We start from the raw sequence: 22,093 nt of genomic DNA, 5'->3' as shown, positions 1-22,093 counted from the left end.
AAGAAAAAGCGGATGGGAAAGTGGTAGCGCTCAGCGCGCGGCGGCGCGTGTGACCGCATCGATGGAGGCCGCGAGCCGCGCGGCGATCTCCTGCAGGTCTTGCCGCGTGGCAATGAAGGGCGGCGCCAGCAGCACGTGGTCGCCCAGCCGGCCATCGACCGTGCCGCCGAAGGGGTAGCACAGCAGGCCGCGCGCCATGGCGTCCTTCTTGACGGTGGCGTTGACCTTCAGCGCCGGATCGAAGGGCGTCTTGCTCGCGCGGTCGGCCACCAGCTCGATGCCCCAGAAAAAGCCGCGGCCGCGGATGTCACCCACGTGCGGGTGCGCGCCCAGCGCCTCGGCCAGCATCGCGCCGAAGGCAACGCCGTCTTCGCGCACCTTGGCGACCAGCCCGTCGCGCCGGATCACCTGCTGCACCGCGAGCGCAGCAGCGCAGGCCATCGGGTGGCCGAGGTAGGTGTGGCCGTGCTGGAAGAAGCCGCTGCCGCTGGACATGGCCTCGACGATGCGGCGCTGCGCCAGCACGGCGCCTACCGGCTGGTAGCCGCCGCCCAAGCCCTTGGCGACGGTCATGAGGTCGGGCACCACGCCCTCCTGCTCGCAAGCGTGCAGCGAGCCGGTGCGGCCCATGCCGCACATCACCTCGTCGAGGATCAGCAGCACGCCGTATTTGTCGCACACCGCGCGCACCGCCTTGAAGTAACCCGGCACCGGCGTGAGCACGCCGGCCGTGGCGCCGCCGACGGTCTCTGCCACGAAGGCGATCACTCGATCGGCGCCCTGCGCGAGGATGGCCGCTTCGAGCTCTGCCGCCAGGCGCAGGCCGTACTGCCCGGCGCTTTCGTCATCGCGTTGCTCGCGGTACGGGTAGCAGGGCGACACGTGCGTGGCCGGCACGAGGATGGGTGCGAAGGGCTCGCGACGCCATGCGTTGCCGCCCACGGCCAGCGCGCCCAGCGTGTTGCCGTGGTAGCTCTGGCGGCGCGCGATGAAGTGCGTGCGCTGCGGCTGGCCGATTTCGACGAAGTATTGGCGCGCCATCTTCAGCGCCGACTCCACCGCTTCCGAGCCACCGCTCACCAGGTAGACGTGGCTCATGCCCTCGGGAGCGGAGCCGATCATTTCGTCGGCCAGTTGCTCGGCCACTTCGCTCGTGAAGAAGCTGGTGTGCGCATAGGCGAGCTTGTCGATCTGCGCGTGCATGGCGGCCAGCACCTCGGGGTGCGCATGGCCGAGCGACGACACCGCCGCACCGCCAGAGGCGTCGAGGTATTCGCGGCCTTCGGCGTCGCGGATGAACATGCCGTGGGAGCCGGCGGCAACGGGCGGGGTCTGGCGAAGATGGCGGTGGAAGACGTGCGTCATGGGAGCTGGCAACTGGATTCGAAGGTTGGAACTAACGTTTCTGCCGAATTATTATTTGGAACATTTGTTCCGTCAACTGCCACCATTCGCCCCTCCGGTACATTTGTTCCAACGACAGCCGAAGAGAGACACCGCCATGGGCGCCCGAGAGCAGATCCGCCAGCGTTTCAACGAACTGAGCCCCGCCCTGCAGCAGGTGGCGCGCTACGTGCTCGACCATCCGAACGAGGTGGTCACGGGCTCGATGCGCAACGTCGGCACGCGCTCGCAGAGCACGCCCGCCACCCTCGTGCGTTTCGCGCAGCATCTGGGCTTCGAAGGCTGGCCGCAGCTCAAGGAAGCCTTCGCCGCCGACATGGGCCTGGGCTCCGCCGAAACCTACGGCGGACGCGCCAAGCAGCTCGTCGGCCGCGCCAAGGACCAGACGCTGACCGGCGAAATGTTCGAGGTGCAGCGCCGCAATCTCGAAGCCACGCACCAGCAGAGCGAGCAGGCGCTGCAAAAGGCCTGCGCGCTGATCGAGAAGGCCCCGGCAGTGCACGCCGCGGGGTTCAGGGCGTGCTTTCCGATCGCCTTTTCATTCGTCTACGTGTACCGGCTCTTTCGCGCCAGCGTGCACCTTGTCGATGGCCAGGGCGGCTCGCTGGAAATGCAGCAGCGCGCCTTCGCCAAGGGCGACGCGCTGGTGGTGGCGAGCTTCGCGCCCTACTCGCGCGAGGCGCTGCAGGTGGCGCAGGCGGCCAAGGCGGCGGGTTGCCGCATCGTCGCCATTACCGACAGCGTGACCTCGCCGCTGTCGCTGCTGGCGGACGAGACGCTGCTCTTCACGATCAACAGCCCCTCGTTCTTCCCGTCGGTCGCGGCCGGGGTGGCGGTGACGGAAGCGCTGGTCGAGCTGCTGGCCAGCCGCGCGGGCAAGCCGGTGATCCGGCGCATCGACCAGGCGGAGGCGCAGCTGTTCGAATCGGGGGCCTACCTCACGCCGCCGGCGGCGCGCGGCGGCTAGGGCCAGGAGCTCAGATCAGCGCCCGGGTGCGGCCGGCGGCCTGCTGACTCAGGTGAAGCACCAGCAGGTCGCGGTTGGCGATGATGTGGTCGCGCATGGCGGTTTCGGCGCTGGAGGCTTCCTGCCGGCCCAGCGCCTCGACGATGCGGCAGTGCTCTTCCAGCGCCTGCAGAGCCTGTTCGTGGCGGTACAGCTGCATCGACGCATCGCGGTTGTGCGGACGCAGCTTGCTGTCGAAAATGATCGGCAACTGGCTGGCTCGCTGCACCGCCTCGGTCAGCCAGCGGTTGTCCGCCAGTGTCAGCAGCTTGCGGTGAAAGGCCTGGTTCAGGTCCTGCCAGCACTCGGCCCGGACGTCAGTCCATTCGCCTCTGCCGTGCAGCACTTCGTACTGCTCGTCGAGCATGGCCGTCAGTTGCGCCAGGGCTCCGCCTTCGAGACCGCGCTCGCTGATCAGGCGGCAGCACATGCCCTCCAGCGTGGCACGCACGCTGAAGGCGTCGAACACGTCCTTGGCGTTGAAGCGGCGCACCTGGAAGCCCTTGTTGGGCAGATACAACAGCAGCCCCTCGTCGGCCAGCCGCGCCATGGCGCCGCGCACAGGAGTGCGCGACACGCCAAGCTCGTTGGCGAGCGAGATCTCCATCAAATGGGAGCCAGGGGCAATCACACCATCGAAGATGCGATTGCGCAGCGTGTCGGCCACGGACAACGCTCGTGTCCGAGAGGGGTCTGGGGGGGTCATCGAAAGTCGGGAACTAGGGGGCGCCGGAAGCGGGTCGCGCGGATGGTACGGCCGCGTACAAAAGCTTCATATCCCCGATTTCCGTAAAAATTTTATTCCGGGACTTTTTCGATGATTACTTCAAATTTATTAACTTTTGTAAACTTCTCTTCAGCTGTACGCGTTAACCCGCCCCCGGTAGCCCTTCCGGACAGCCTGCCTATCTGGCAATGATCCAGTCGGCGATCTGCGGAACAACCTCGCGATCGAGCCCGTTGAAGCCGTGATACGCCATGGCCTCGCACGAGTCGCCCCTGTTCTCCCCGCCCTTGAAGCTCAGCAGCGCCTTCCTCGGCGAGTTCTCGAGCTTTCCCATGAGGACGGGCACGTTGGCAAACGCGCAGAGCGCGCAACCATCCTGCTCGTGATGGACGACGAGAACGGGAACCCGGATCTTTTCCAGCGGCATTGCCGGAACGGGCCGTCCCCGGTCGTCGGTGAGGATGGTCGAGCTCAGCACGATGCCGTCCGGCCCTTCAGGGCCCGCGAGCTCGGTCGCGACGTATGCCGCGGACTGCGTACCCCGGCTGGTGCCCACAAGCCACACAGGCACCCTGGATTGCTCTCGCATCCACGCAATGACCGCCTTGAGGTCGGCCGCATGCTCCGGCTTCTGGCGAAAACCGCTGAGGTAGGGTGGACTCAGTCGGTCGGACGGAGCATCGACGACGGCGACCATGAGCCCTTGGTCTGCAAACAGCTGCCGCGTGCGAACGAGAAAATTCCCGGCGCCCCAGTTGAACGAACCATTGGGAAAGATCTGCAGCCCGCCGTGCCCGCCTGCGAGCAGGATCACGGCAGCCCTTGGCGCTGGCGGCGACAGCACGAGCATCCGCTGCGTTACGCCTGGCCGGGTGGGAATGTCCACCACCTTCTGCGTGGTCTGCGCCTGGGCTGGCAAAACCAGCGCAATCAGGAAGAGAAAGCCTGCGATCCAGTACCTGGCAATGTTGTGCATCGACGATCTCCTGGGGGTACAGCTTTGAGTCCGTTTGCCGCCGACCTGCATAATCGCGCCCTTTTTCCCTAGGGACGCCAGATGAATCTGGAAATCGCGCAATCCACGCCGACGGCGGCAAGCATTGCGAAGCTCGTTCAGGCGCACTACGGCCTGGGCGAAGTGGTCGAGAGCGAGTTCCTGCGGCGCAGCTTCAATCAAGTCTATCGGCTGAGCTTTGCCAGCGGGCGACGTGCCGTGGCACGGCTCTGCGCCGAGCGGCCCCGAGGCGGCCCCAACATGCTGTTCGAATCAGCCGCGCTGCAGCATTGGGCCCAGGCCGGATGCACCGTATCCCGTTGCCTGCCCACCGCGGACGGTGAAGTCGCCATCCACGTGTCGCTACCAGAGGGCTCCCGGGCGCTGATGCTGTTCGAGTATCTGGACGGAGAGTTCACCGGCGACTCGGCCGATGACATCGGAGCCTTTGCGCACGGGCTGGCCGCCTTGCACATTGCGGGCGAAAGCTACCAGGGGCCGGCCAGCAGCTATCACCTGGACCTGGACTACCTGCTGCTGCGCCCCCTGCAGGGCCTGCTGCATGCTCCGACCATGACCGCCGAGTTGCGCCCGCAATTCGAGATGCTGGGACAGCGGCTGCACAGCGACGTCCTGGCATTGGGCGAGCTCAGCCGCGTCCTGTGCCACGGCGACGCGCACGGCAGCAACAACTTCATCGTGCGCGGTGCGCAGGAGCAGCACGAGGCGGTGTTCTTCGACTTCGACGAGGCGGGCCCCGGCTACCTGGCCTATGAACTGGCGGTCTATCCATGGAGCCTGCATCCGCGCACGCCCGATGGCGTACTGAGCGACAAGGCAACGGGGCAGTGGCGGAACTTCATATCCGCCTATCGCGAGGCCCGGCCTGTCGCCGATGCCGACCTCGCCGCCATCCCACGCTTCATGGCAGTGCGGCAGATCTGGCTGCTGGGAGAGTGCGCAGGACGGGTTCCTGTCTGGGGCTCCCAGACCATACCGACCGACTACCTCCGCCGGCAGGTGACCATGCTGCGCAAGTGGGAAACATTGGAGTTGCCACTCTAGTAGGGCCCGGAACCCTCCCCTGCCAGCGCAAGTCAAACCGTTTGTCGCGGCGCCTTGTCGCGACAGGAGGTAATGACCATGAAGCAAGTGAAGCATTGGCAAGACCCCGTCAACGCCGTCGCCGGCGCCTGGCTGATCGTCTCGCCCTGGGTCCTGGGCTTTTCGGACCTGACGCCCGCCATGTGGACGATGGTGGCGACCGGCATCGTGCTCGGCGCGGTGGCGCTCGGTGCGACCTTCGTGCCCCGACAGTGGGAAGAATGGACCGAGGTCGCGCTGGCGGCCTGGCTCGCGATATCGCCCTGGGTGGTCGGCTTCCGTGGCGTCGAGACGGCGATGGTCAATGCGGTGCTCGTCGCCGCGGTGATCCTCGTGCTGGCGCTCTGGGTGCTGGTAACCGACAAGGACTACCTGGGCAACATCAGCGACCGTCCGGCGCATTGACCTGAGCGCCGGGCCTGAGGATGGGCCCAGTGCCCATCCTCCATATCGATCAGTCGCTTACTGCGTGCGCGAAGCGGCGGGTTGCGGTGCTGCCGCGTCCGCTTTGGCGTTGTTGCCATCGCCCATCCACCCGGCCTGCCAGCCCCCGCCCATCGCCTGGATCAGCGCGATGGCCGTGGTCTGGCGACTGACCTGCAGCTGCACAAGCGTGCGCCGCGCGCTCAGCGCGGCGGCCTGTGCGGTGACCACGTCGGTGTAGCTCACCTGCGCGGCGCGATAGCGGTTCAGCAACTGCTGCTCGGTCTTGTCTGCCGCAGCCGAGGCCTCGCGGCGAAAGCCCTCCTGCTCGGCGAGCGTCGCGCTCGCGGTGAGCTGGTCTTCCACGGCCTGGAAAGCCGTGAGCACGGTCTGCCGATAGCGCGCCACGCTCGACTCGTAGGAGGCCTTGGCCGAATCGACGTTGGCCGCGATGGCGCCCGCGTCGAACACCACCTGCGCCACCGAAAAGCCCAGCGACCACAGCGAGTTGGCCGAGCTGAACAGGTCCTTCACGCGGCTGGCGCTGCTGCCGACCGAGGCAGTGAGGCCGATGTTCGGAAAGTAGGCTGCGCGCGCAATGCCGATCTGCGAATTGGCCGCCGCCACGGTGCGCTCGGCGGCCGCGATGTCGGGCCGGCGCTGCAGCAGCGTCGAGGGCACGCCGAGCGGCACGCCGGGCACCACGGGCGTCCATTGCGCGGCCGGCAGGCTGAAGTCGGCTGGTGCCACGCCCAGCAACGCGGCAATCGCGTGCTCGTAGGTGGCGCGGGTGCGCTGCAGGCCCACGCGTTCGGCCTTGGCGTTGACGAGTTGCGTCTGCGCCTGCAGCACATCGGTCTGCGCGGCGATGCCGGCCTGATAGCGGTTGCTCGTGATCTCGAAGGCGCGCTGGTAGCCCTGGATGGTTTCGTCGAGCAGCACGATCTCCGTGTCGGCCTCGCGCAGCGAAAAGTAGTTGGTGGCCAGGTCGCCGATGGCCGACAGGCGCGCCGCGGCCAAGTCGGCCTCGCTCGCCTGTGCATTGGCCTGCGCGCTGCTCACGGCTTCGCGCAAGCGGCCCCACACGTCGGGCGTCCAGCTGGCGCCCAGCGTGGCCGAGAAGGCATTCGACGGACTCGACGTGCTGCTGCCGCCCACCGTGCCCGACCGCTTGCCGCTGCCATCGAGCGACACCGACGGGAACAGCGCCGCCCGCTCGCCGCGCACCAGCGCCTGGGCCTGCGAATAGTTGGCCACCGCCGCGGCGATGTTCTGGTTCGACACCTGCACGCGGCCGGCCAGTTCGTCGAGCGTGGCATCGCCGAACAGCTTCCACCATTCGCCGCGGTCGAGCGCATCGGCCGGCGCGGCGGGCAGCCAGCCTTCGGCGGTCTTCTGCTCCTTCCAGTTGACGGAAGCTGCGGTGGTGGGCTGTTCGTAGCGCGGGCCGACGGAGCAGCCGGCGAGCACAGCAGCCAGAGCGAGCGCCGAGAGCGGGAAGCGGCTCGCGCGGAAGGAGGAAAAGGAAAGCAGTGCGTTCATGGCGGTGTTGTTCTCAAGCTGGCGCGACCCGGCTCAGTTCGTGTTCGTTCTTGCCGCGGCGGCGCAATTTGTCGAGCAGCAGATAGACGACCGGCGTCGTCAGCAGGGTCAGCAGCTGGCTGGCGATCAGCCCGCCGATGATGGCCACGCCCAGCGGCCGGCGCAGCTCGGCCCCCTCCCCGAAGCCGATGGCCAGCGGCAGCGCGCCCAGTGCGGCCGCCAGCGTGGTCATCAGGATCGGGCGGAAGCGCAGCAGGCAGGCCTCGCGCACCGCCTCCAGCGGCGAGAGCCCGCGCGAGCGCTCGGCCTCCAGCGCGAAGTCGATGATCAGAATGGCGTTCTTCTTCACGATGCCGATCAGCAGGAACACGCCGATCAGCGCAATGATCGAGAACTCCATGCGGAACATCAGCAGCGCCAGCACCGCGCCCACGCCAGCCGACGGCAGCGTCGACAGCACGGTGATCGGATGCACCAGGCTCTCGTACAGGATGCCCAGCACGATGTAGATCACGATCAGCGCGGCCAAGATCAAGATGGCCTGCTGGCCCTGCGACTGCTGCGCGCTGGCCGCAGTGCCGGCGAAGGCGCCGCGCACGTTGGTGGGCATCGCGATGTTGGCCTCGGCCTTGGCAATGGCCTCGCGCGCATCGCCGAGGTTCGCGCCTTCGGCGAGGTTGAACGAGATGGTGGTCGCCAGTTCGCCATCTTCATGGCTCACCGAGGTGGCGACGGATTGCTCTTCGAACTTCGCCACCGCCGACAGCGGCACGAGCGCAGTGGCCGTGTTGCTCAGCACGTTGCCGGTCGATGCGCTGCGCAGGCCCGCGTTGGCTGACACCGGCACGGAGGTGCTGCTGGCTGTGCTCGAGGACGACGACGAACTTGAACTCGTCGACGTCGTGGTGCTCGCCGCCACCTGCGTGGTCACGGTCTGGCCCGCCACCACCGTCGTCTTGGTGGCCGGCACGTAAACGTCGCTCAAGGCATTGGGACTGCGCGAGTAGCGTGGAGCCCACTCCATCACCACGTGGTACTGGTTCAGCTCGGTGTAGATGGTCGCCACCTGCCGCTGCCCAAAGGCGTTGTAGAGCGCGTTGTCGACGGCTGTGGAAGTAAGGCCCAGCCGGCGCGCGCTGTCGGGGTCGACCTTGGCCACCGTCTCCACACCGTTCTCGTCCTGGTCGGTGTCGATGTCGGTCAGCACCGGCTGCATCTTCAGCTCGTCGGACAGCTTCAGGGCCCAGGTGCGCAGGTCGGCGAGGGAGTCGCTCTTGAGCGTGTACTGGTAGGTGGAATTGCTGGCGCGGCCGCCCGAGCGCACGTCCTGCACCGTGCCCAGGAACACGCGCAGGCCGGTCACCTCGTTGAGCTGTGGCCGCAGCCGCGCGATCACGGCCAGGCCGCTGTCCTTGCGCTGGTTGGCCGGCTTCAGGTTGACGAACATGAAGCCGCCCCCTGCCCGGCCCGCGCCGGTGAAGCCGACCACAGTGTCGACCGCCTCGTCCTTGCGGATGATGTCGACCACCTGCCGCAGCTTGGCAGCCAGCGCCTGCGACGAAATGCTCTGGTCGGCGCGCAGGCCGCCGTTGAGCTGCCCGCTGTCCTGCTGCGGGAAGAAGCCCTTGGGCGCAGCGCTGAAAAGATACACATTGAGCCCGACCACCGCCACCAGGATCAGCATGACCAACGCCTTGCTGTCGAGCGCCCAGTCGAGGCTGGTCTCGTAGCGCTTGAGCACCCAGTCGTAGCTGCTTGCGGCCATGCGACCGAAGCGGCCTTGCGGCTTGCTCTTGTCATGCTCGCCGCCGGGCTTGAGCAGCCACGCGCACATCATGGGCGTGGTGGTCAGCGAGATGACGAGCGAGATCATCACCGCCGCCGACAGCGTCACCGCGAACTCGCGGAACAGCCGGCCCACCTGTCCGCCCATGAACAGCAGCGGAATGAACACCGCCACCAGCGACACGCTGATCGACAGCACGGTGAAGCCCACTTCCTTGGCGCCCAGCAGCGCCGCCTTCATGCGCGTCATGCCCGACTCGATGTGCCGGCTGGTGTTTTCGAGCACGACGATCGCGTCGTCCACCACGAAGCCGGTGGCCACCGTGAGCGCCATCAGGCTCAGGTTGTTGAGGCTGAAGCCCAGCAGGTACATGACCCCGAAAGTGCCCAGCAGCGCCGCCACCGTGGCCACCGCAGGCACGATGGTCGCGCGTACGCTGCGCAGGAACAGGCTGACCACCAGCACCACCAGGATGACCGAGATGACCAGCGTGAACTCGACCTCGCGCAGCGAGCCGCGGATGGAGTTCGTGCTGTCCGACGCCACCTGCAGCGTGACGTCGGGCGGCAGCTGAGCCTGCAGCTCGGGCAGCAGCGCGCGCACGCTGTCGACGGTCTCGATGATGTTGGCCGAGGGCTGCCGCGTGATCAGCACGATGATCGCGGGCTCGCCGTTGAACAGGCCGAGCGTGCGCGTGTCTTCCACGCCGTCGACCACCTCGGCCACGTCCTGCAGCCGCACGGCCGCGCCGTTGCGCCAGGCGATGACCATCGGCGCGTAGTCGCTGGCGCGCAGGGCCGGTGTCTGCGTGTAGATCTGCAGCTTGCGGCCCTCGCCCTGGACCATGCCCTTGGGGCGGTTGGCGTTGGAGGCCTGGATGGCGGCGCGCACGTCTTCGGTGCTGATGCCGTAGCGGCTGAGCGCGAACGGCAGAAGCTCGATGCGCACGGCCGGGAGCGAGCCCCCGCCGATTTCCACGTCGCCCACGCCGTCCACCTGGGACAGGCGCTGGCTGACGATGTTCGAGACGGCGTCGTAGATCTGGCCCGGGGTCTTGGTCTTGGACGTGAGGGCCAGGATGATGACCGGCGAGGCGGCGGGGTTGGCCTTGCGGTAGGTCGGGTTGCTTCTCAGTGTGGCGGGCAGGTCGACGCGGCTGGCGTTGATGGCAGCCTGCACTTCTCTGGCTGCGCCGTCGATGTTGCGGCTCAGGTCGAATTGCAGGGTGACGCGGGCGGAGCCTACCGAGCTGGTGGACGTCATTTCGTTGACGCCTGCGATGGTGCCCAGGTGGCGCTCCAGCGGGGTTGCTACGCTGGTTGCCATCGTCTCGGGGCTTGCTCCGGGGATGGAGGCTCTTACTGAGATGACTGGGTAATCGACCTGGGGGAGTGGGGAGACTGGGAGGACGAAGAATGCGGCTATGCCTGCCAGGGCTATGCCTATGGTCAGTAGGACTGTGCCTATGGGGCGGCGGACGAAAGGTAATGAGAGATTCATCGCTGCTCTCCTTGCGGAGGGCTGAGGCCGGGTCTCGCCCCGGCGGGCGAGCTACTTTCTTTTGCTTCGCCAAAAGAAAGTAGCCAAAGAAAAGGCGACCCCACTGTCTGCGACCCCTTCGCTGCGCTACGGGGCAACCTGCGGTGCTCGCGTTTCGCGGGGTCCGCAGAACTCGCTTCGCTCAAACAGCTGCGGCCCTGATCCGCGAAACGCTCCGCTCCTCGGCGCAGCCAGAGGGGAGGTGGAGACAACACGGGCCTTTGCTTCGCTCGGCCCCCCTCCGGAGTCGAGCACCGCAGGTTGCCCGTAGCGAAGCGAAGGGACGCAGACAGTAGGGTCGCCTTTCTTTTGCCTACTTTTCTTTGGCGAAGCAAAGAAAAGTAGGTCGCCCGCCAGGGCGAGACCCGGCCTCGGAAAGCAAACAAGCAGCAAGAGAAAAACCGGCTCAAACCGCTTCCTCCTCAATCACAGCCCGCCGGGAGCTCCCCCCACCCAACCGATCAAACGCCAGATAGATAACAGGCGTAGTGAACAGAGTAAGCAGCTGACTAACGATCAACCCCCCAAAAATCGCCAACCCCAACGGACGCCGCAATTCAGCGCCTTCGCCGAAGCTCAGCATCAGGGGAACGGCCGCAAACAAGGCAGCCAGCGTAGTCATCAAGATAGGCCGAAACCGCAGCAAAGCAGCCTGATGAATAGCCTCCCGAGGAGACTTCCCCTGAGTCCGCTCAGCATCGATAGCGAAGTCGATCATCATGATCGCGTTCTTCTTCACGATGCCGATCAGCAGAATGATCCCGATGATCCCGATCACCCCCAGGTCGTTGCCGGTGATCATCAAGGCAAGCAAGGCCCCGACCCCGGCCGAAGGCAGCGTAGACAAGATAGTCAGCGGATGCACGTAGCTCTCGTACAGCACCCCCAGCACGATGTACACGCAAACCACCGCCGCCAGAATCAGCCACAACTGGTTAGACAGCGACTTCTCGTACGCCCCTGAAGCCCCCAGGAAGGTCATCGTCACGCTGCTGGGCAGCCCGATCTCCTTCGCAGCCGCCCTGATCGCATCGACCGAAGACCCAAGCGAAACCCCGGGCGCCGTATCGAAGTTCAGCGTGCTCGCCGGGTACTGCGCCACGTGCGTGATCTGCAGCGGCGCCTGCTGCTCGGTGATGTCCGCAATCGCGGACAGCGGCGTCGCGGTGCCGGAGCCGGCGATCAGGCTCAGCTGCCCCAGCGTCTGCGGCGTATTCACCATGCCGGGACGCGCTTCGAGAATCACCCGGTACTGGTTTGTCTCGGTGAAGATCGTCGACACGATGCGCTGGCCGAACGCGCTGTACAGCGCATCGTCCACCGTGCTCGCCGTGATCGACAGCCGCGCCGCGGTGTCGCGGTTCACGTTGACGAACGCCGCCAGGCCCTGCGCGCCAGCATCGCTGCTCACGTTGCGCACCTTGTCCGATGTCTGCAGCTTCGCCACGAGCTTCTTCATCCACTCGGTGATCGCGGCGCTGTCCACGCCCTCCAGCGACACGCGGTACTCGGTCGGGCCGGTCTCGGCGTCGATGGTCAGGTCTTGCGTGGGCTGCAGGTACAGCGTGACGCCGGCCACCTGCCGCACGCGCTCGCGCAGCCTGTCCATCACGTCCTGCTGGTTGCCGCGGCTCTTCGTCAGGTTGATGAGCATGCTGCCGGTGTGCAGCATGGTGTTGTTGGCCGCGTCCACGCCGACGAAGGAGCTGAGGTTCTCGACCTCGGGGTCTTCGAGAATGGCTTGCGCCGCCTGCAACTGCAGCTGCGACATGCGGTCGAAGGACACGTCCTGCGCGGCCTGCACGCGAGCCTGCAGCTGGCCGGTGTCCTGCGTGGGGAACAGGCCCTTCGGGATCGTGAGATACAGCACCACCGTCAGCACCATGGTCAGCAGCGCGACCAGCAGCGTGAGCGGCTGGTGCTCGATCACCCAGTGCAGCGAGCGGTCGTAACGCTCCATCACGCCGCTGAAGAAACGCTGCGCGCGCGCGCCGAAGCCATGGCCGGCCGGGTCTTTCTTTTCTTCGTGCCTGAGCCAGCGCGCCGACATCATCGGCACCAGCGTGAGCGACACCACGGCCGAGATCAGGATGGTGATGGCCAGCGTCACCGCGAACTCACGGAACAGGCGGCCCACCACGTCACCCATGAAGAGCAGCGGAATCAGCACCGCGATGAGCGACACGGTCAACGAGATGATTGTGAAGCCGATCTGCGTCGCGCCCTTGAACGCGGCCTGCAGCGGCTTTTCGCCCTCCTCGATGTAACGCGCGATGTTTTCGATCATCACGATCGCGTCGTCCACCACGAAGCCGGTGGCAATGGTCAGCGCCATCAGGCTCAGGTTGTTCAGGCTGTAGCCCAGCAGGTACATCAGCCCGAAGGTGCCGATGAGCGAGATGGGCACCGCAATGCTTGCGATGACGGTGGCGCGCAGGCTCCCCAGGAAGGCGAAGATCACCAGCACCACCAGCACCACGGCCAGCACCAGTTCCATCTCGACGTGCTGGACCGACGCGCGGATGCCGGCCGTGCGATCGCTGAGCACCTCGATCTTCAGTCCGGCGGGCAAGCCGGTCTGCAGCTCGGGCAGCTGCTTCTTGATGGCATCGACGGTGGCGATCACGTTGGCGCCCGGCTGGCGCTGCACGTTCATGATGATCGCGGGCGACAGCTTGTTGGTGCCGTCGGCCTTGTTGCCGGCCCAGGCGCTCAGCTGGTTGTTCTCGGCGCTGTTGACCACCTGCGCGACGTCGACCATGCGGATCGGCGCGCCGTTCTTGTACGTGACGATGAGATTCTTGTAGTCGTCGACCGTGAGCAGCTGGTCGTTCGAGTTGATGGTGTAGGCGCGCTTGGGGCCGTCGAAGCTGCCCTTGGCGCCGTTGGAGTTGGCTGCCGAGATGGCCGTGCGCAGCGTGTCGAGCCCGATGCCGTTGGCTGCGAGGGCCTGCGTGTTGGCCTGGATGCGCACCGCCGGGCGCTGCCCGCCGCTGAGCGAGACCAGCCCCACGCCCGAGACCTGGCTGATCTTCTGCGCGAGCCGGGTGTTGACGAGGTTCTGCACCTCGGTGAGCGGCAGCGTGTCGGACGTGATCGAAAGCGTGAGCACCGGCGCGTCGGCCGGGTTGACCTTGGCGTACACGGGCGGCGCCGGCAGGTCGGCCGGCAGCAGCGAGCCGCCGGCGTTGATGGCGGCCTGCACTTCCTGCTCGGCCACGTCGAGCGTCTGGCCCAGCGAGAACTGCAGCGTGATGATCGACACGCCCGCGGCGCTGGTCGAGCTCATGCGGTCGAGCCCCGACATCTGGCCGAACTGGCGTTCCAGCGGCGCGGTGACGGTGTTGCTCATGACCTCGGGGCTGCCCCCGGGGTAGAGCGTCTGCACCTGGATGGTCGGGTAGTCGACCTGTGGCAATGCCGACAGCGGCAGGAAGCGGAACGCCACCAGGCCGGCCAGCACGATGGCGACCATCAGCAGCGAGGTCGCCACCGGCCGCAGGATGAACGGACGTGACGGGTTCACCGGACGGCCTCCGCGCTACGGCTGCAGCTGCGACCGCTCATGGGCGACGCCCGCCCTGGCCACCTTCGCCACCGCCTTCGGACATGCGCTGCCAGCGCTCCAGTGCCGCCGGGTCGCCACGGTCCAGTGCTTCGAGGAAGCGCTTGCGGCGCTCCAGTTGCTGCGGGTCGTCCTTGGCGGCGTCGAGCATGCGCTGGCGCTGCTCGGCGGTCGGGAGCTTGGCGGGTGTTGAGGGTTCCGCTGCGGGAGCGGCAGCAGCCGGGCCCGATGCACCTGACGCACCTGATGCGCCGCCCTTCGGTGCCGCCGCGCCGCCTTGACGGTGTTGTCCACGGCGCGAGCCGCTCGCGGGCGCCGACGCCGCACCGGCCGGGCGTTCGACCTGGGTCTGCACGCGCGCGCCGTCCTTCAGCCGGTCGCCGCCTTCGGTCACGACCTGCTCGCCGGCCTTCAGGCCCGACATGATCGCAACGTTGTCCACGCTCGATTCGCCGCGTGTCACCGGCCGCTGCGACACCGTGCTGTCTTCGTTCAGCACATACACGTAGTCGCCGTTGGGGCCGTGGCGCAGCGCCGTGACCGGCACCACCACCGCGCTGGCCACGGTGCGCAGCAGCAGCCGCAGGTTGACGAACTGGTTCGGGAACAGCGCGCTGTCGGCATTGGCGAATCGGGCCTTGGCCTTGACGGTGCCGGTGGCGGTGTCGACCAGGTTGTCGAGCGTGGAGAAGGCTCCGTTCGCAAGCTGGCGCGTGCGCGTGCGGTCGAAAGCGGTGGCGTCGAGCTTGGCGCCCTGGGCGAGGCGCTCCTGCACTTCGGGCACGCGGTCTTGCGGAATGGCGAATTCGACGTCGATGGGCGCGATCTGCGTGATGGTTGCAATGCCGTTGGTGGTGCCGGTGGAGATGTAGTTGCCCCCGTCCACCGGCCGCAGGCCGATGCGCCCGCTCACCGGCGCGGTGATGCGGCTCCAGGCCAGGTTGAGCTTGGCCGTGTTCTCGTTGGCGCGGTCGATGGCCACTGTGCCTTCGAGCTGCTTGACCAGCGCGGCCTGCGTGTCGACGTCTTGCCGGGCGATGGAGTCCTGCCCCAGCAGGGTCTGGTAGCGCTGCAGCGTGACGCGCGCCGCCGCCAGCTGCGCCTCGTCGCGCTGCCGCGCCCCGCTGGCCTGCCCCAGCGCGTTCTGGAACGGCTGCGGGTCGATGGTGGCGAGCACGTCGCCCTTCTTGACCATCTGTCCTTCCTGGAACAGCACGGCCGTGAGCACGCCCGACACCTGCGGCTGCACGATCACGTTGGCCAGCGGCGTGACGGTGCCCAGCGCCTCGAGTTGCACCGGGATGTCGGCCTGCCTGGCCGTGGCAACGCCGACCGTGCTGGAGGCCCCGCCACCGCCGCGCCCACCCGGGCCGCCCGGCCCACCGGGCCCACCACCCTGCCGGCCGGCACCAGGAGCGCCACCAGGGCCGGCCGCGGGCGTCTTCGACCGCTGGATCAGATACCAGGCGCCGGCACCCAGCGCCACGAGCAGCAGCAGGGTCAGCAGCCCGCCCACCCACCGGCGTCTGCGCACCGTCGGATGTGTTGGCGAGACGGTGGAAGGCAGAGGCTCGGGTGGTTTTTCTTGTTCCATGGGCGGTGCGTGCGAAAGATGCAGGGGGTGCGGACCGGGGTAGTACAGCGCGGAATGGTAGTCCCGCTCTTTGCTGCGCCGTAAAGCGACGGTAAAGCTGTCCGTGGAGCCTCCGCAATTCACGCCGCCCGGCTGCAATTCGCGCCGCATGCATGCATTCCGTCGGAAGCCGGTGGCTGGGGCGGGCGGGGGCCGGCACAGTCCACTCCATCGATTCCCTTCTGCCCTTCTTCTTCAAGATTTCTTCCACTTCCAACGGAGCGCCACCATGCTGATGCAAATCATCCTTCACACGCCCAAGTGGGTGTTCGCCGTGTTCTTCCTGCTGCTGTGGCTCGGTGCCAAGCAGCTGCTCACCAACGAAGTGAGCCTGAGCCGCGTCACGCTGATGCCGGTGGCCATGGGCGCGCTGTCGATCTACGGCGTGGTCTCCGTCTTCGGCGATTCCTTCGGCGCCCTGCTCGGCTGGGCCGCTGCCGCGGTAGTGATGCTGGCGCTGGTGCTGCAGCGTCCGCTGCCCGCCACCACCCGCTACGACGCAGCCGAGCGCCGCTTCCACGTGGCCGGCAGCCCCGTGCCGCTGATGCTCATGATGGGCATCTTCCTGACCAAGTACGTGGTGGGCGTGGCCCTGGCCATGCACCCCGAGGTGCGCCAGCAAGCCGCCTTCGGCCTCGTGATCCCGGTGCTGTACGGCGCCTTCAGCGGTGTCTTCGCGGCCCGTGCTGTGCGCCTGTGGAAGCTGGCCATCCGCACTGACGCTATGTCGGCCACGGCCCGCGCGGCCTAAGATTCCCTCGGCCACGACTTTCATCCAGGACCCGCCACCATGAACGCGCTCTTGCTGATCCTCAAGATCTCCGTCACGGTGGTGCTCGTCGCCTCCATTGCCGAGGCGCTCGTGCTGTCCTGGCGCAACGGCTGGCGCAGCTACGACTGGAAGGCGGCCGGCGTCTCGGTGGTCGACTTTCTTGTGCGCGAGTACCCGTTGCGCTGGCTGCTGCCGCTGGCCTTCTGGACCGGCGCGATGAACTGGTTCTATGACCACCGCCTCTTCACCCTGCCGATGGACCACTGGAGCGGCTGGGTCGCCTGCTTCATCGGCCAGGAGTTCTGCTACTACTGGTACCACCGCGCGGCGCACCGGGTGCGCTGGTTCTGGTGCACCCATTCCATCCACCATTCGCCGAACCAGCTGAACCTGTCGGCCGCCTACCGCTTCGGCTGGACCGGCCGCCTCACCGGCACGCTGGCCTTCTTCATGCTGGCGCCGCTGCTGGGCATGCCGCCCCGGGTGATCCTGCTGATGCTCACGCTGAACCTGCTGTACCAGTTCTGGATTCACGCGACCTGGATCCCGCGCCTCGGGCCCCTCGAATGGGTGCTGAACACGCCCTCGGCCCACCGCGTGCACCACGCCTCGAACCTGGAATACCTGGACGGCAACTACGGCGGCGTGCTCATCGTGTTCGACCGCCTGTTCGGCACCTACATTCCGGAGCGCGCCGACCTTCCCTGCCGCTACGGGCTGGTGAACCCGATTACTTCGCACAACCTCTTCGAGATCGAGTTCAGCCAGTGGCGCGCGCTGTTGCGCGACCTGGCCTCGGCCCGCTCGGTGCGCGCCTTCGTCGGCTACCTCGTGAAGCCGCCGGGCTGGAAGCCCGACGGGCCTGGCGACACCACCGAGGAGCTGCGGCAGCGCGCGGCCTTGCAGGCGGCACCGTCGCCACAGTCGCCGCAGCCCGCCTCTTCCGATTTCATTCCTGTCCAATACAAGGAGCTGTCATGACTTCTCTTGCATCGAACTCTTCCCGCTCCGACGTCGAGCGCCTCGCACGCCGCCGCGCCGGCGCCAAGATGGGCTGGTACATCCACGCCTTCGTCTACGTGGTGGTCAACCTGGGCCTCGTCACGATCTCGGTCGCAAACGGCCGCACCTGGGCGATGTACCCGCTCATGGGCTGGGGGCTGGGCCTGCTGATCCACGGCGCCATCGTCTGGTTCGTGGCGCCCGGCGGCGGCTTCTACGACAGGCTGGTGGAGCGCGAACGCCGCGCGCTGGACGCCGGGGACCGCGGGTGAGCCTGGACCAGGCTGCCACCAACCAAAGGTTCAGGGCTGAAAACCTGAAGTCCATGCTGCGGCATGGCCTGATCACCGCTGTCTTCTGCTGCCTCATTGCCACCGTGATGACCATCACCGGCGGCGGCAACTGGGCCGGCCACCTAGTCTATTCGCTGTCGATCGGCACCGTGAGCTGGCTGTTCATCGACGGCGGCCGGCTCCTGATCAGCGGGCACCGCGAAAACCTCTGGCCCGGATGGCCGGGGGGCTTTCTCCTGATCGCGGCGGGCGCGGCCGTCGGCTTCTTTGTCGGCAACCTCATCGGCGACGCCTTGTTCGGCGCACCCGCATTCGACTTTCTCGAATTCAAGGGCCACAAGCTGGCCACCGGCGTCACGATCACCATCATCGCGACGGTCGGCATGTGCTTCTTCTTCTACAGCCTCGGCAAGAGCAAGCACATGCAGAGCCAGATCGACCTGGCGCAACGCAACGCCACCGAGGCGCGGCTCAAGCTGCTCGAAACGCAGCTGGAACCGCACATGCTCTTCAACACGCTGGCCAACCTGCGCGTGCTGATCACCGTCGACCCGCCGCGCGCCGTGGCCATGCTCGACCGGCTCAACAGCTACCTGCGCATGACGCTCAGCGGCTCGCGCGCGCTGTCGCATCCGCTGTCGGCCGAGTTCGAGCGGCTGGGCGACTACCTGGAACTGATGTCGGTGCGCATGGGCGAACGCCTGCGCTACACGCTCGACCTGCCGGAAGACCTGCGCGATGCGCCCGTACCGCCGCTGCTGTTGCAGCCGCTGGTGGAAAACAGCATCCGCCACGGGCTGGAGCCGAAGGTGGAAGGCGGCGAGATCGTCGTGCGCGCCCGCAGGGAAGCCGGCCAGCTGGTGATCGAGGTGAGCGACACCGGCGTGGGCCTTGATGCAGCGCCTCCTTCGGAAGGCAGCAGTTTCGGGCTGGAGCAGGTGCGCGATCGGCTGGCCACCATGTACGGCGACCGGGGGCACATGAAGCTGGCGCCCTCGCCCACCGGCGGCACCAGCGCCACGCTGAGCTTCCCTACGCCTGCCTGAACACGACACAACAACCGCGACAAGATGAACCCCACCGCCCTCATCGCCGAAGACGAGCCCCTGCTCGCGCAGGCCCTCAAGGCCGAACTGGCCGCTGTCTGGCCCGAACTGCAGATCGTCGCCACCGCCGGCGACGGTCGCAGCGCCGTGCGGGAGGCGCTGCGCCTGCTGCCGCAGGTGCTGTTCTTCGACATCCGCATGCCCGGCCTCGACGGCCTCGGCGCCGCCGCCGAACTGGCCGATTGCTGGCCCACCGACGAGGCGCCAATGCCGCAGCTGGTGTTCGTGACGGCTTATGACGAATACGCCACCCGCGCCTTCGATGCGCAGGCCATCGACTACGTGCTCAAGCCCCTGCAGCCCGAGCGCCTGCGCAAGACCGTGAGCCGGCTGCAGCAGGCGCTGTCCGCGCGCCAGCCGGAGCCCACGCCCGCCCTGGCCGACGCGGCGCTCGAACAGACGCTCGCCCAATGGCGCCAGGTGCTGACGGCCGCCGGTGCCGGAACTGCGGCCGCCCCCGCCCCGCTGCGCATGATCGCCGCCAGCGACGCCGGCGGCAGCACAGTGCGCATGGTGCCCATCGACGAGGTGCTGTATTTCGAAGCGGCCGACAAATACCTGCGCGTGCTGACCGCCACGCACGAATACCTGATCCGCACGCCGCTCAAGCAGTTGCTGCCCCAGCTCGATGCCGACACCTTCTGGCAGGTGCACCGGGCGGTGGTGGTGCGCAGCTCAGCCATCGAGTCGGTGCATCGCGACGAGGCCGGCAAGCTTCATCTGATGCTGCGCGGGCGGGCGGAGAAGATTCCGGTCAGCCGCCTGTACGCCCATCTCTTTCGCGCCATGTGAAATCGGCCAAGGCGCACCCAAAGAAAAAGCCGGCCCTTTCGGGGCCGGCTTTTTTCATTCAGTCACGAATGCCGTGGCGTTTTAGCGCCAGTGGCCATGGCCGCGGTAGTAGCCACGACCGTAGTAGCGCGGGCCGTAATACGCCGGCGGAGCGTAGTAGACCGGGGCCGGACGGTAGTACACCGGCGGCGGCGCGTAGTAGGCGGGTGCTGGCGGGGCGTAATAGACAGGGGCCGGCGGCGCGTAGACCGGGGCCGGGTAGTAGGCCGGACCGCCCACGCCCACAGCCACGCCGGGAACGCCGACACCGATGGACCAGCTGACGTCGCTGCGGGCGCTGGCCGAAGTGGCGGCAAACAATGCACCGGCTGCCACGACGCCTGCGGCGGCCCATTTGAAGAAGGTTGAACGTGTGAGGCTCATGATTCGGACTCCTTGTTACGGTGGGCTGCGCTCGGGTGTGAACCGCCCATGTGTGTATTGAACGCGGCAATTGCAAAGGGGGTGCACCGGGCAATGTGAAGAACGTTGCCAAAGGTAACTCATAGGGGGTGACCCCTAAAATGCAACGATGACCTCCCCGACCGACAAAAACGGCGCCAAAACGACCGCTGCTCCGAGCAATTTCCTGCGCCACGTGATCGAGAACGACCTCGCACAGGGTGCCTATTCTGGCCGCAAATGGGGCGGTTCGCCCGGCAACGCCGCCCATCATGCCCAGGGCATGGTCGATCCGGCCAAGGTGCGCATGCGCTTTCCGCCCGAGCCCAACGGCTACCTGCACATCGGCCACGCCAAGAGCATCTGGCTCAATTTCGAGCTGGCCAAGGAATACGGCGGCGTGAGCCACCTGCGCTTCGACGACACCAACCCCGAGAAGGAAGACCAGGAATACGTCGACTCCATCCGCGACGCGGTGAAGTGGCTCGGCTACGAAACCTACCTGGCCGACCGCCCCAGCGCCCCCGGCACGCTGCAGCCGCACGAATACTTCGCAAGCGACTACTTCGACTTCATGTACGAGGCCGCCGAATACCTCATCAGCGCCGGCCTCGCCTACGTCGACGAGCAAACCGCCGACGAAGTGCGCGCGAACCGCGGCGACTTCAACACGCCCGGCACCGACAGCCCCTTCCGCACCCGCACGCCCGAAGAAAACCTGGCGCGCTTCCGCGCCATGCGCGACGGCCAGGTGGCCGACGGCGCCGCCATCCTGCGCGCCAGGATCGACATGGCCAGCACCAACATCAACATGCGCGACCCCGCGCTGTACCGCGTGCGCCGGGCCACCCACCACAACACCGGCGACAAGTGGTGCATCTACCCGATGTACACCTACGCGCACCCCATCGAAGACGCGCTGGAGCAGATCACCCACTCCATCTGCACCCTGGAATTCGAAGACCAGCGCCCCTTCTACGACTGGCTGCTCGACCGCCTCGCCGAAGGCGGCCTCGTCGCCAGCCCGCATCCGCGCCAGTACGAATTCGCGCGCCTCAACGTGACCCACGTGCTCACCAGCAAGCGCAAGCTGCGCCAGCTGGTCGAAGAAAAATACGTCGACGGCTGGGACGATCCCCGCATGCCCACCATTGCAGGCCTGCGCCGCCGCGGCTACACGCCCGAGGCGCTGCGCCTGTTCTGCGAGCGCAGCGGCACCACCAAGTCGGGCGGCTGGATCGACTACGCCAGCCTCGAAGCCGCGCTGCGCGACACCCTCGACCCCGTCGCCCCGCGCGCCATGGCCGTGCTCGACCCGGTCAAGCTCGTCATCACCAACTGGGGCGAGCTGATGGGCGGCGACGACGTGCTCGACGACTGCTCGGCGCCCGTGCACCCGCACCACCCCGAAATGGGCAAGCGCGACTTCAAGCTCGGCCGCGAGGTGTGGATCGAACGCACCGACTACGAAGAAGTGCAGCCCAAGGGCTTCTTCCGCCTGTTCCCCGGCAACAAGGTGCGGCTGAAGTACGGCCACGTCATCGAATGCACCGGCGGCACCAAGGATGCGAGCGGCAAGCTCGTCGAAGTGCAGGCCACGCTGGTGCCCGACACCAAGAGCGGCACGCCGGGCGCGGACGCGATCAAGGTGAAGGGCAACATCACCTGGGTGGCGGCTGCGGATGCAGTGCAGGCAGAAGTGCGGCTGTACGAGCGGCTGTTCGCGGCAGCGAACCCGGGCAGCGGCGAGCTGCTGGACGAGCTGAACAAGCAGAGCCTTGAAGTCTGCTCGGCATTCGTCGAGCCTTCGCTGGCCAAGGCCGAACCGGGCATCGGGATCCAGTTCGAGCGGCACGGGTACTTCGTGCGCGATTCGAAGGGCGGCACGGACGGCAAGCTGGTGTTCAACCGCGCGGCCGGCATGCGGGACAGCTGGGGCAAGTAACCCGGTCGTTCTGCGCTGC

At 67.0% G+C, this 22,093-nt stretch carries 17 protein-coding genes; 9 read left to right on the top strand and 8 right to left on the bottom strand.

Annotated elements, in window-relative coordinates; genetic code table 11:
- Positions 1-30: 30 nt before the first annotated feature.
- Positions 31-1,365 carry an aspartate aminotransferase family protein gene (locus ACN9MV_RS11130; RefSeq protein WP_426392219.1) on the bottom strand — a complete coding sequence of 445 codons (1,335 nt, stop codon included), beginning with the start codon at positions 1,363-1,365 and terminating at the stop codon, positions 31-33.
- Positions 1,366-1,501: 136 nt separating this feature from the next.
- Here ACN9MV_RS11130 and ACN9MV_RS11125 point away from each other — a divergent pair, with 136 nt between their 5' ends.
- The gene (locus ACN9MV_RS11125) at positions 1,502-2,371 is read left to right on the top strand and encodes a MurR/RpiR family transcriptional regulator (protein WP_426392218.1); all 870 of its coding nucleotides are present in this window, start codon (positions 1,502-1,504) and stop codon (positions 2,369-2,371) included.
- Positions 2,372-2,381: 10 nt separating this feature from the next.
- On the opposite strand, the gene ACN9MV_RS11120 is transcribed toward ACN9MV_RS11125, so the two are convergent.
- A complete protein-coding gene (locus ACN9MV_RS11120; RefSeq protein WP_426392217.1) occupies positions 2,382-3,077 on the bottom strand; it encodes a GntR family transcriptional regulator in 696 nt (231 codons plus the stop codon).
- 238 nt (positions 3,078-3,315) lie between these two features.
- Positions 3,316-4,113 carry an alpha/beta hydrolase gene (locus ACN9MV_RS11115; protein WP_426392216.1) on the bottom strand — a complete coding sequence of 266 codons (798 nt, stop codon included), beginning with the start codon at positions 4,111-4,113 and terminating at the stop codon, positions 3,316-3,318.
- 81 nt (positions 4,114-4,194) lie between these two features.
- Between ACN9MV_RS11115 and ACN9MV_RS11110 the strand changes: the two genes are divergently transcribed.
- Both ACN9MV_RS11110 and ACN9MV_RS11105 read left to right on the top strand, forming a co-directional pair.
- On the top strand, positions 4,195-5,196 hold the full coding sequence (locus tag ACN9MV_RS11110) for a phosphotransferase enzyme family protein (protein ID WP_426392214.1): 1,002 nt from the start codon (positions 4,195-4,197) through the stop codon (positions 5,194-5,196).
- Between the two features lie 78 nt (positions 5,197-5,274).
- Positions 5,275-5,640 (top strand): SPW repeat protein, encoded by a 366-nt coding sequence (locus ACN9MV_RS11105; RefSeq protein ID WP_093059100.1) that lies wholly within the window; start codon positions 5,275-5,277, stop codon positions 5,638-5,640.
- Between the two features lie 57 nt (positions 5,641-5,697).
- Here ACN9MV_RS11105 and ACN9MV_RS11100 read toward each other — a convergent pair whose 3' ends face one another.
- From ACN9MV_RS11100 to ACN9MV_RS11085, 4 genes are all read right to left on the bottom strand, one after another.
- Positions 5,698-7,200, bottom strand: coding sequence for an efflux transporter outer membrane subunit (locus ACN9MV_RS11100; protein WP_093082355.1), 1,503 nt, complete (start codon positions 7,198-7,200; stop codon positions 5,698-5,700).
- Positions 7,201-7,213: 13 nt separating this feature from the next.
- Positions 7,214-10,486: an efflux RND transporter permease subunit gene (locus ACN9MV_RS11095; protein WP_426392212.1), complete on the bottom strand. Its 3,273-nt coding sequence runs from the start codon at positions 10,484-10,486 to the stop codon at positions 7,214-7,216.
- 445 nt (positions 10,487-10,931) lie between these two features.
- A complete protein-coding gene (locus ACN9MV_RS11090; protein ID WP_426392210.1) occupies positions 10,932-14,051 on the bottom strand; it encodes an efflux RND transporter permease subunit in 3,120 nt (1,039 codons plus the stop codon).
- 37 nt (positions 14,052-14,088) lie between these two features.
- Positions 14,089-15,684, bottom strand: coding sequence for an efflux RND transporter periplasmic adaptor subunit (locus tag ACN9MV_RS11085; protein ID WP_426392208.1), 1,596 nt, complete (start codon positions 15,682-15,684; stop codon positions 14,089-14,091).
- Positions 15,685-15,952: 268 nt separating this feature from the next.
- On the opposite strand from ACN9MV_RS11085, the gene ACN9MV_RS11080 reads away from it, so the two are divergent.
- The 5 genes from ACN9MV_RS11080 to ACN9MV_RS11060 are packed head-to-tail and all read left to right on the top strand — an operon-like array spanning position 15,953 to position 19,688.
- A complete protein-coding gene (locus tag ACN9MV_RS11080) occupies positions 15,953-16,474 on the top strand; it encodes a DUF6622 family protein (protein WP_093059199.1) in 522 nt (173 codons plus the stop codon).
- A gap of 39 nt (positions 16,475-16,513) precedes the next feature.
- A complete protein-coding gene (locus tag ACN9MV_RS11075; protein WP_426392206.1) occupies positions 16,514-17,476 on the top strand; it encodes a sterol desaturase family protein in 963 nt (320 codons plus the stop codon).
- A complete protein-coding gene (locus ACN9MV_RS11070) occupies positions 17,473-17,769 on the top strand; it encodes a 2TM domain-containing protein (protein ID WP_426392204.1) in 297 nt (98 codons plus the stop codon). The genes ACN9MV_RS11075 and ACN9MV_RS11070 overlap by 4 nt, the downstream gene beginning before the upstream one ends.
- A gap of 53 nt (positions 17,770-17,822) precedes the next feature.
- Complete coding sequence (locus tag ACN9MV_RS11065; protein ID WP_097199540.1) at positions 17,823-18,836, top strand: sensor histidine kinase; 1,014 nt, start codon at positions 17,823-17,825, stop codon at positions 18,834-18,836.
- 24 nt (positions 18,837-18,860) lie between these two features.
- Positions 18,861-19,688, top strand: a complete 828-nt coding sequence (locus tag ACN9MV_RS11060; RefSeq protein WP_426392203.1) for a LytR/AlgR family response regulator transcription factor — start codon at positions 18,861-18,863, stop codon at positions 19,686-19,688.
- An 81-nt stretch (positions 19,689-19,769) separates the two neighbouring features.
- On the opposite strand, the gene ACN9MV_RS11055 is transcribed toward ACN9MV_RS11060, so the two are convergent.
- Positions 19,770-20,111: a hypothetical protein gene (locus ACN9MV_RS11055; RefSeq protein WP_093059189.1), complete on the bottom strand. Its 342-nt coding sequence runs from the start codon at positions 20,109-20,111 to the stop codon at positions 19,770-19,772.
- A gap of 148 nt (positions 20,112-20,259) precedes the next feature.
- Between ACN9MV_RS11055 and ACN9MV_RS11050 the strand changes: the two genes are divergently transcribed.
- A complete protein-coding gene (locus ACN9MV_RS11050; protein ID WP_426392202.1) occupies positions 20,260-22,074 on the top strand; it encodes a glutamine--tRNA ligase/YqeY domain fusion protein in 1,815 nt (604 codons plus the stop codon).
- Positions 22,075-22,093 lie beyond the last annotated feature (19 nt).

Origin of the sequence: Variovorax sp. R-27 (assembly GCF_049913215.1) — a bacterium.
Taxonomy (GTDB): Bacteria; Pseudomonadota; Gammaproteobacteria; order Burkholderiales; family Burkholderiaceae_C; genus Variovorax.
This window is presented reverse-complemented; position numbering and strand designations above follow the sequence as displayed.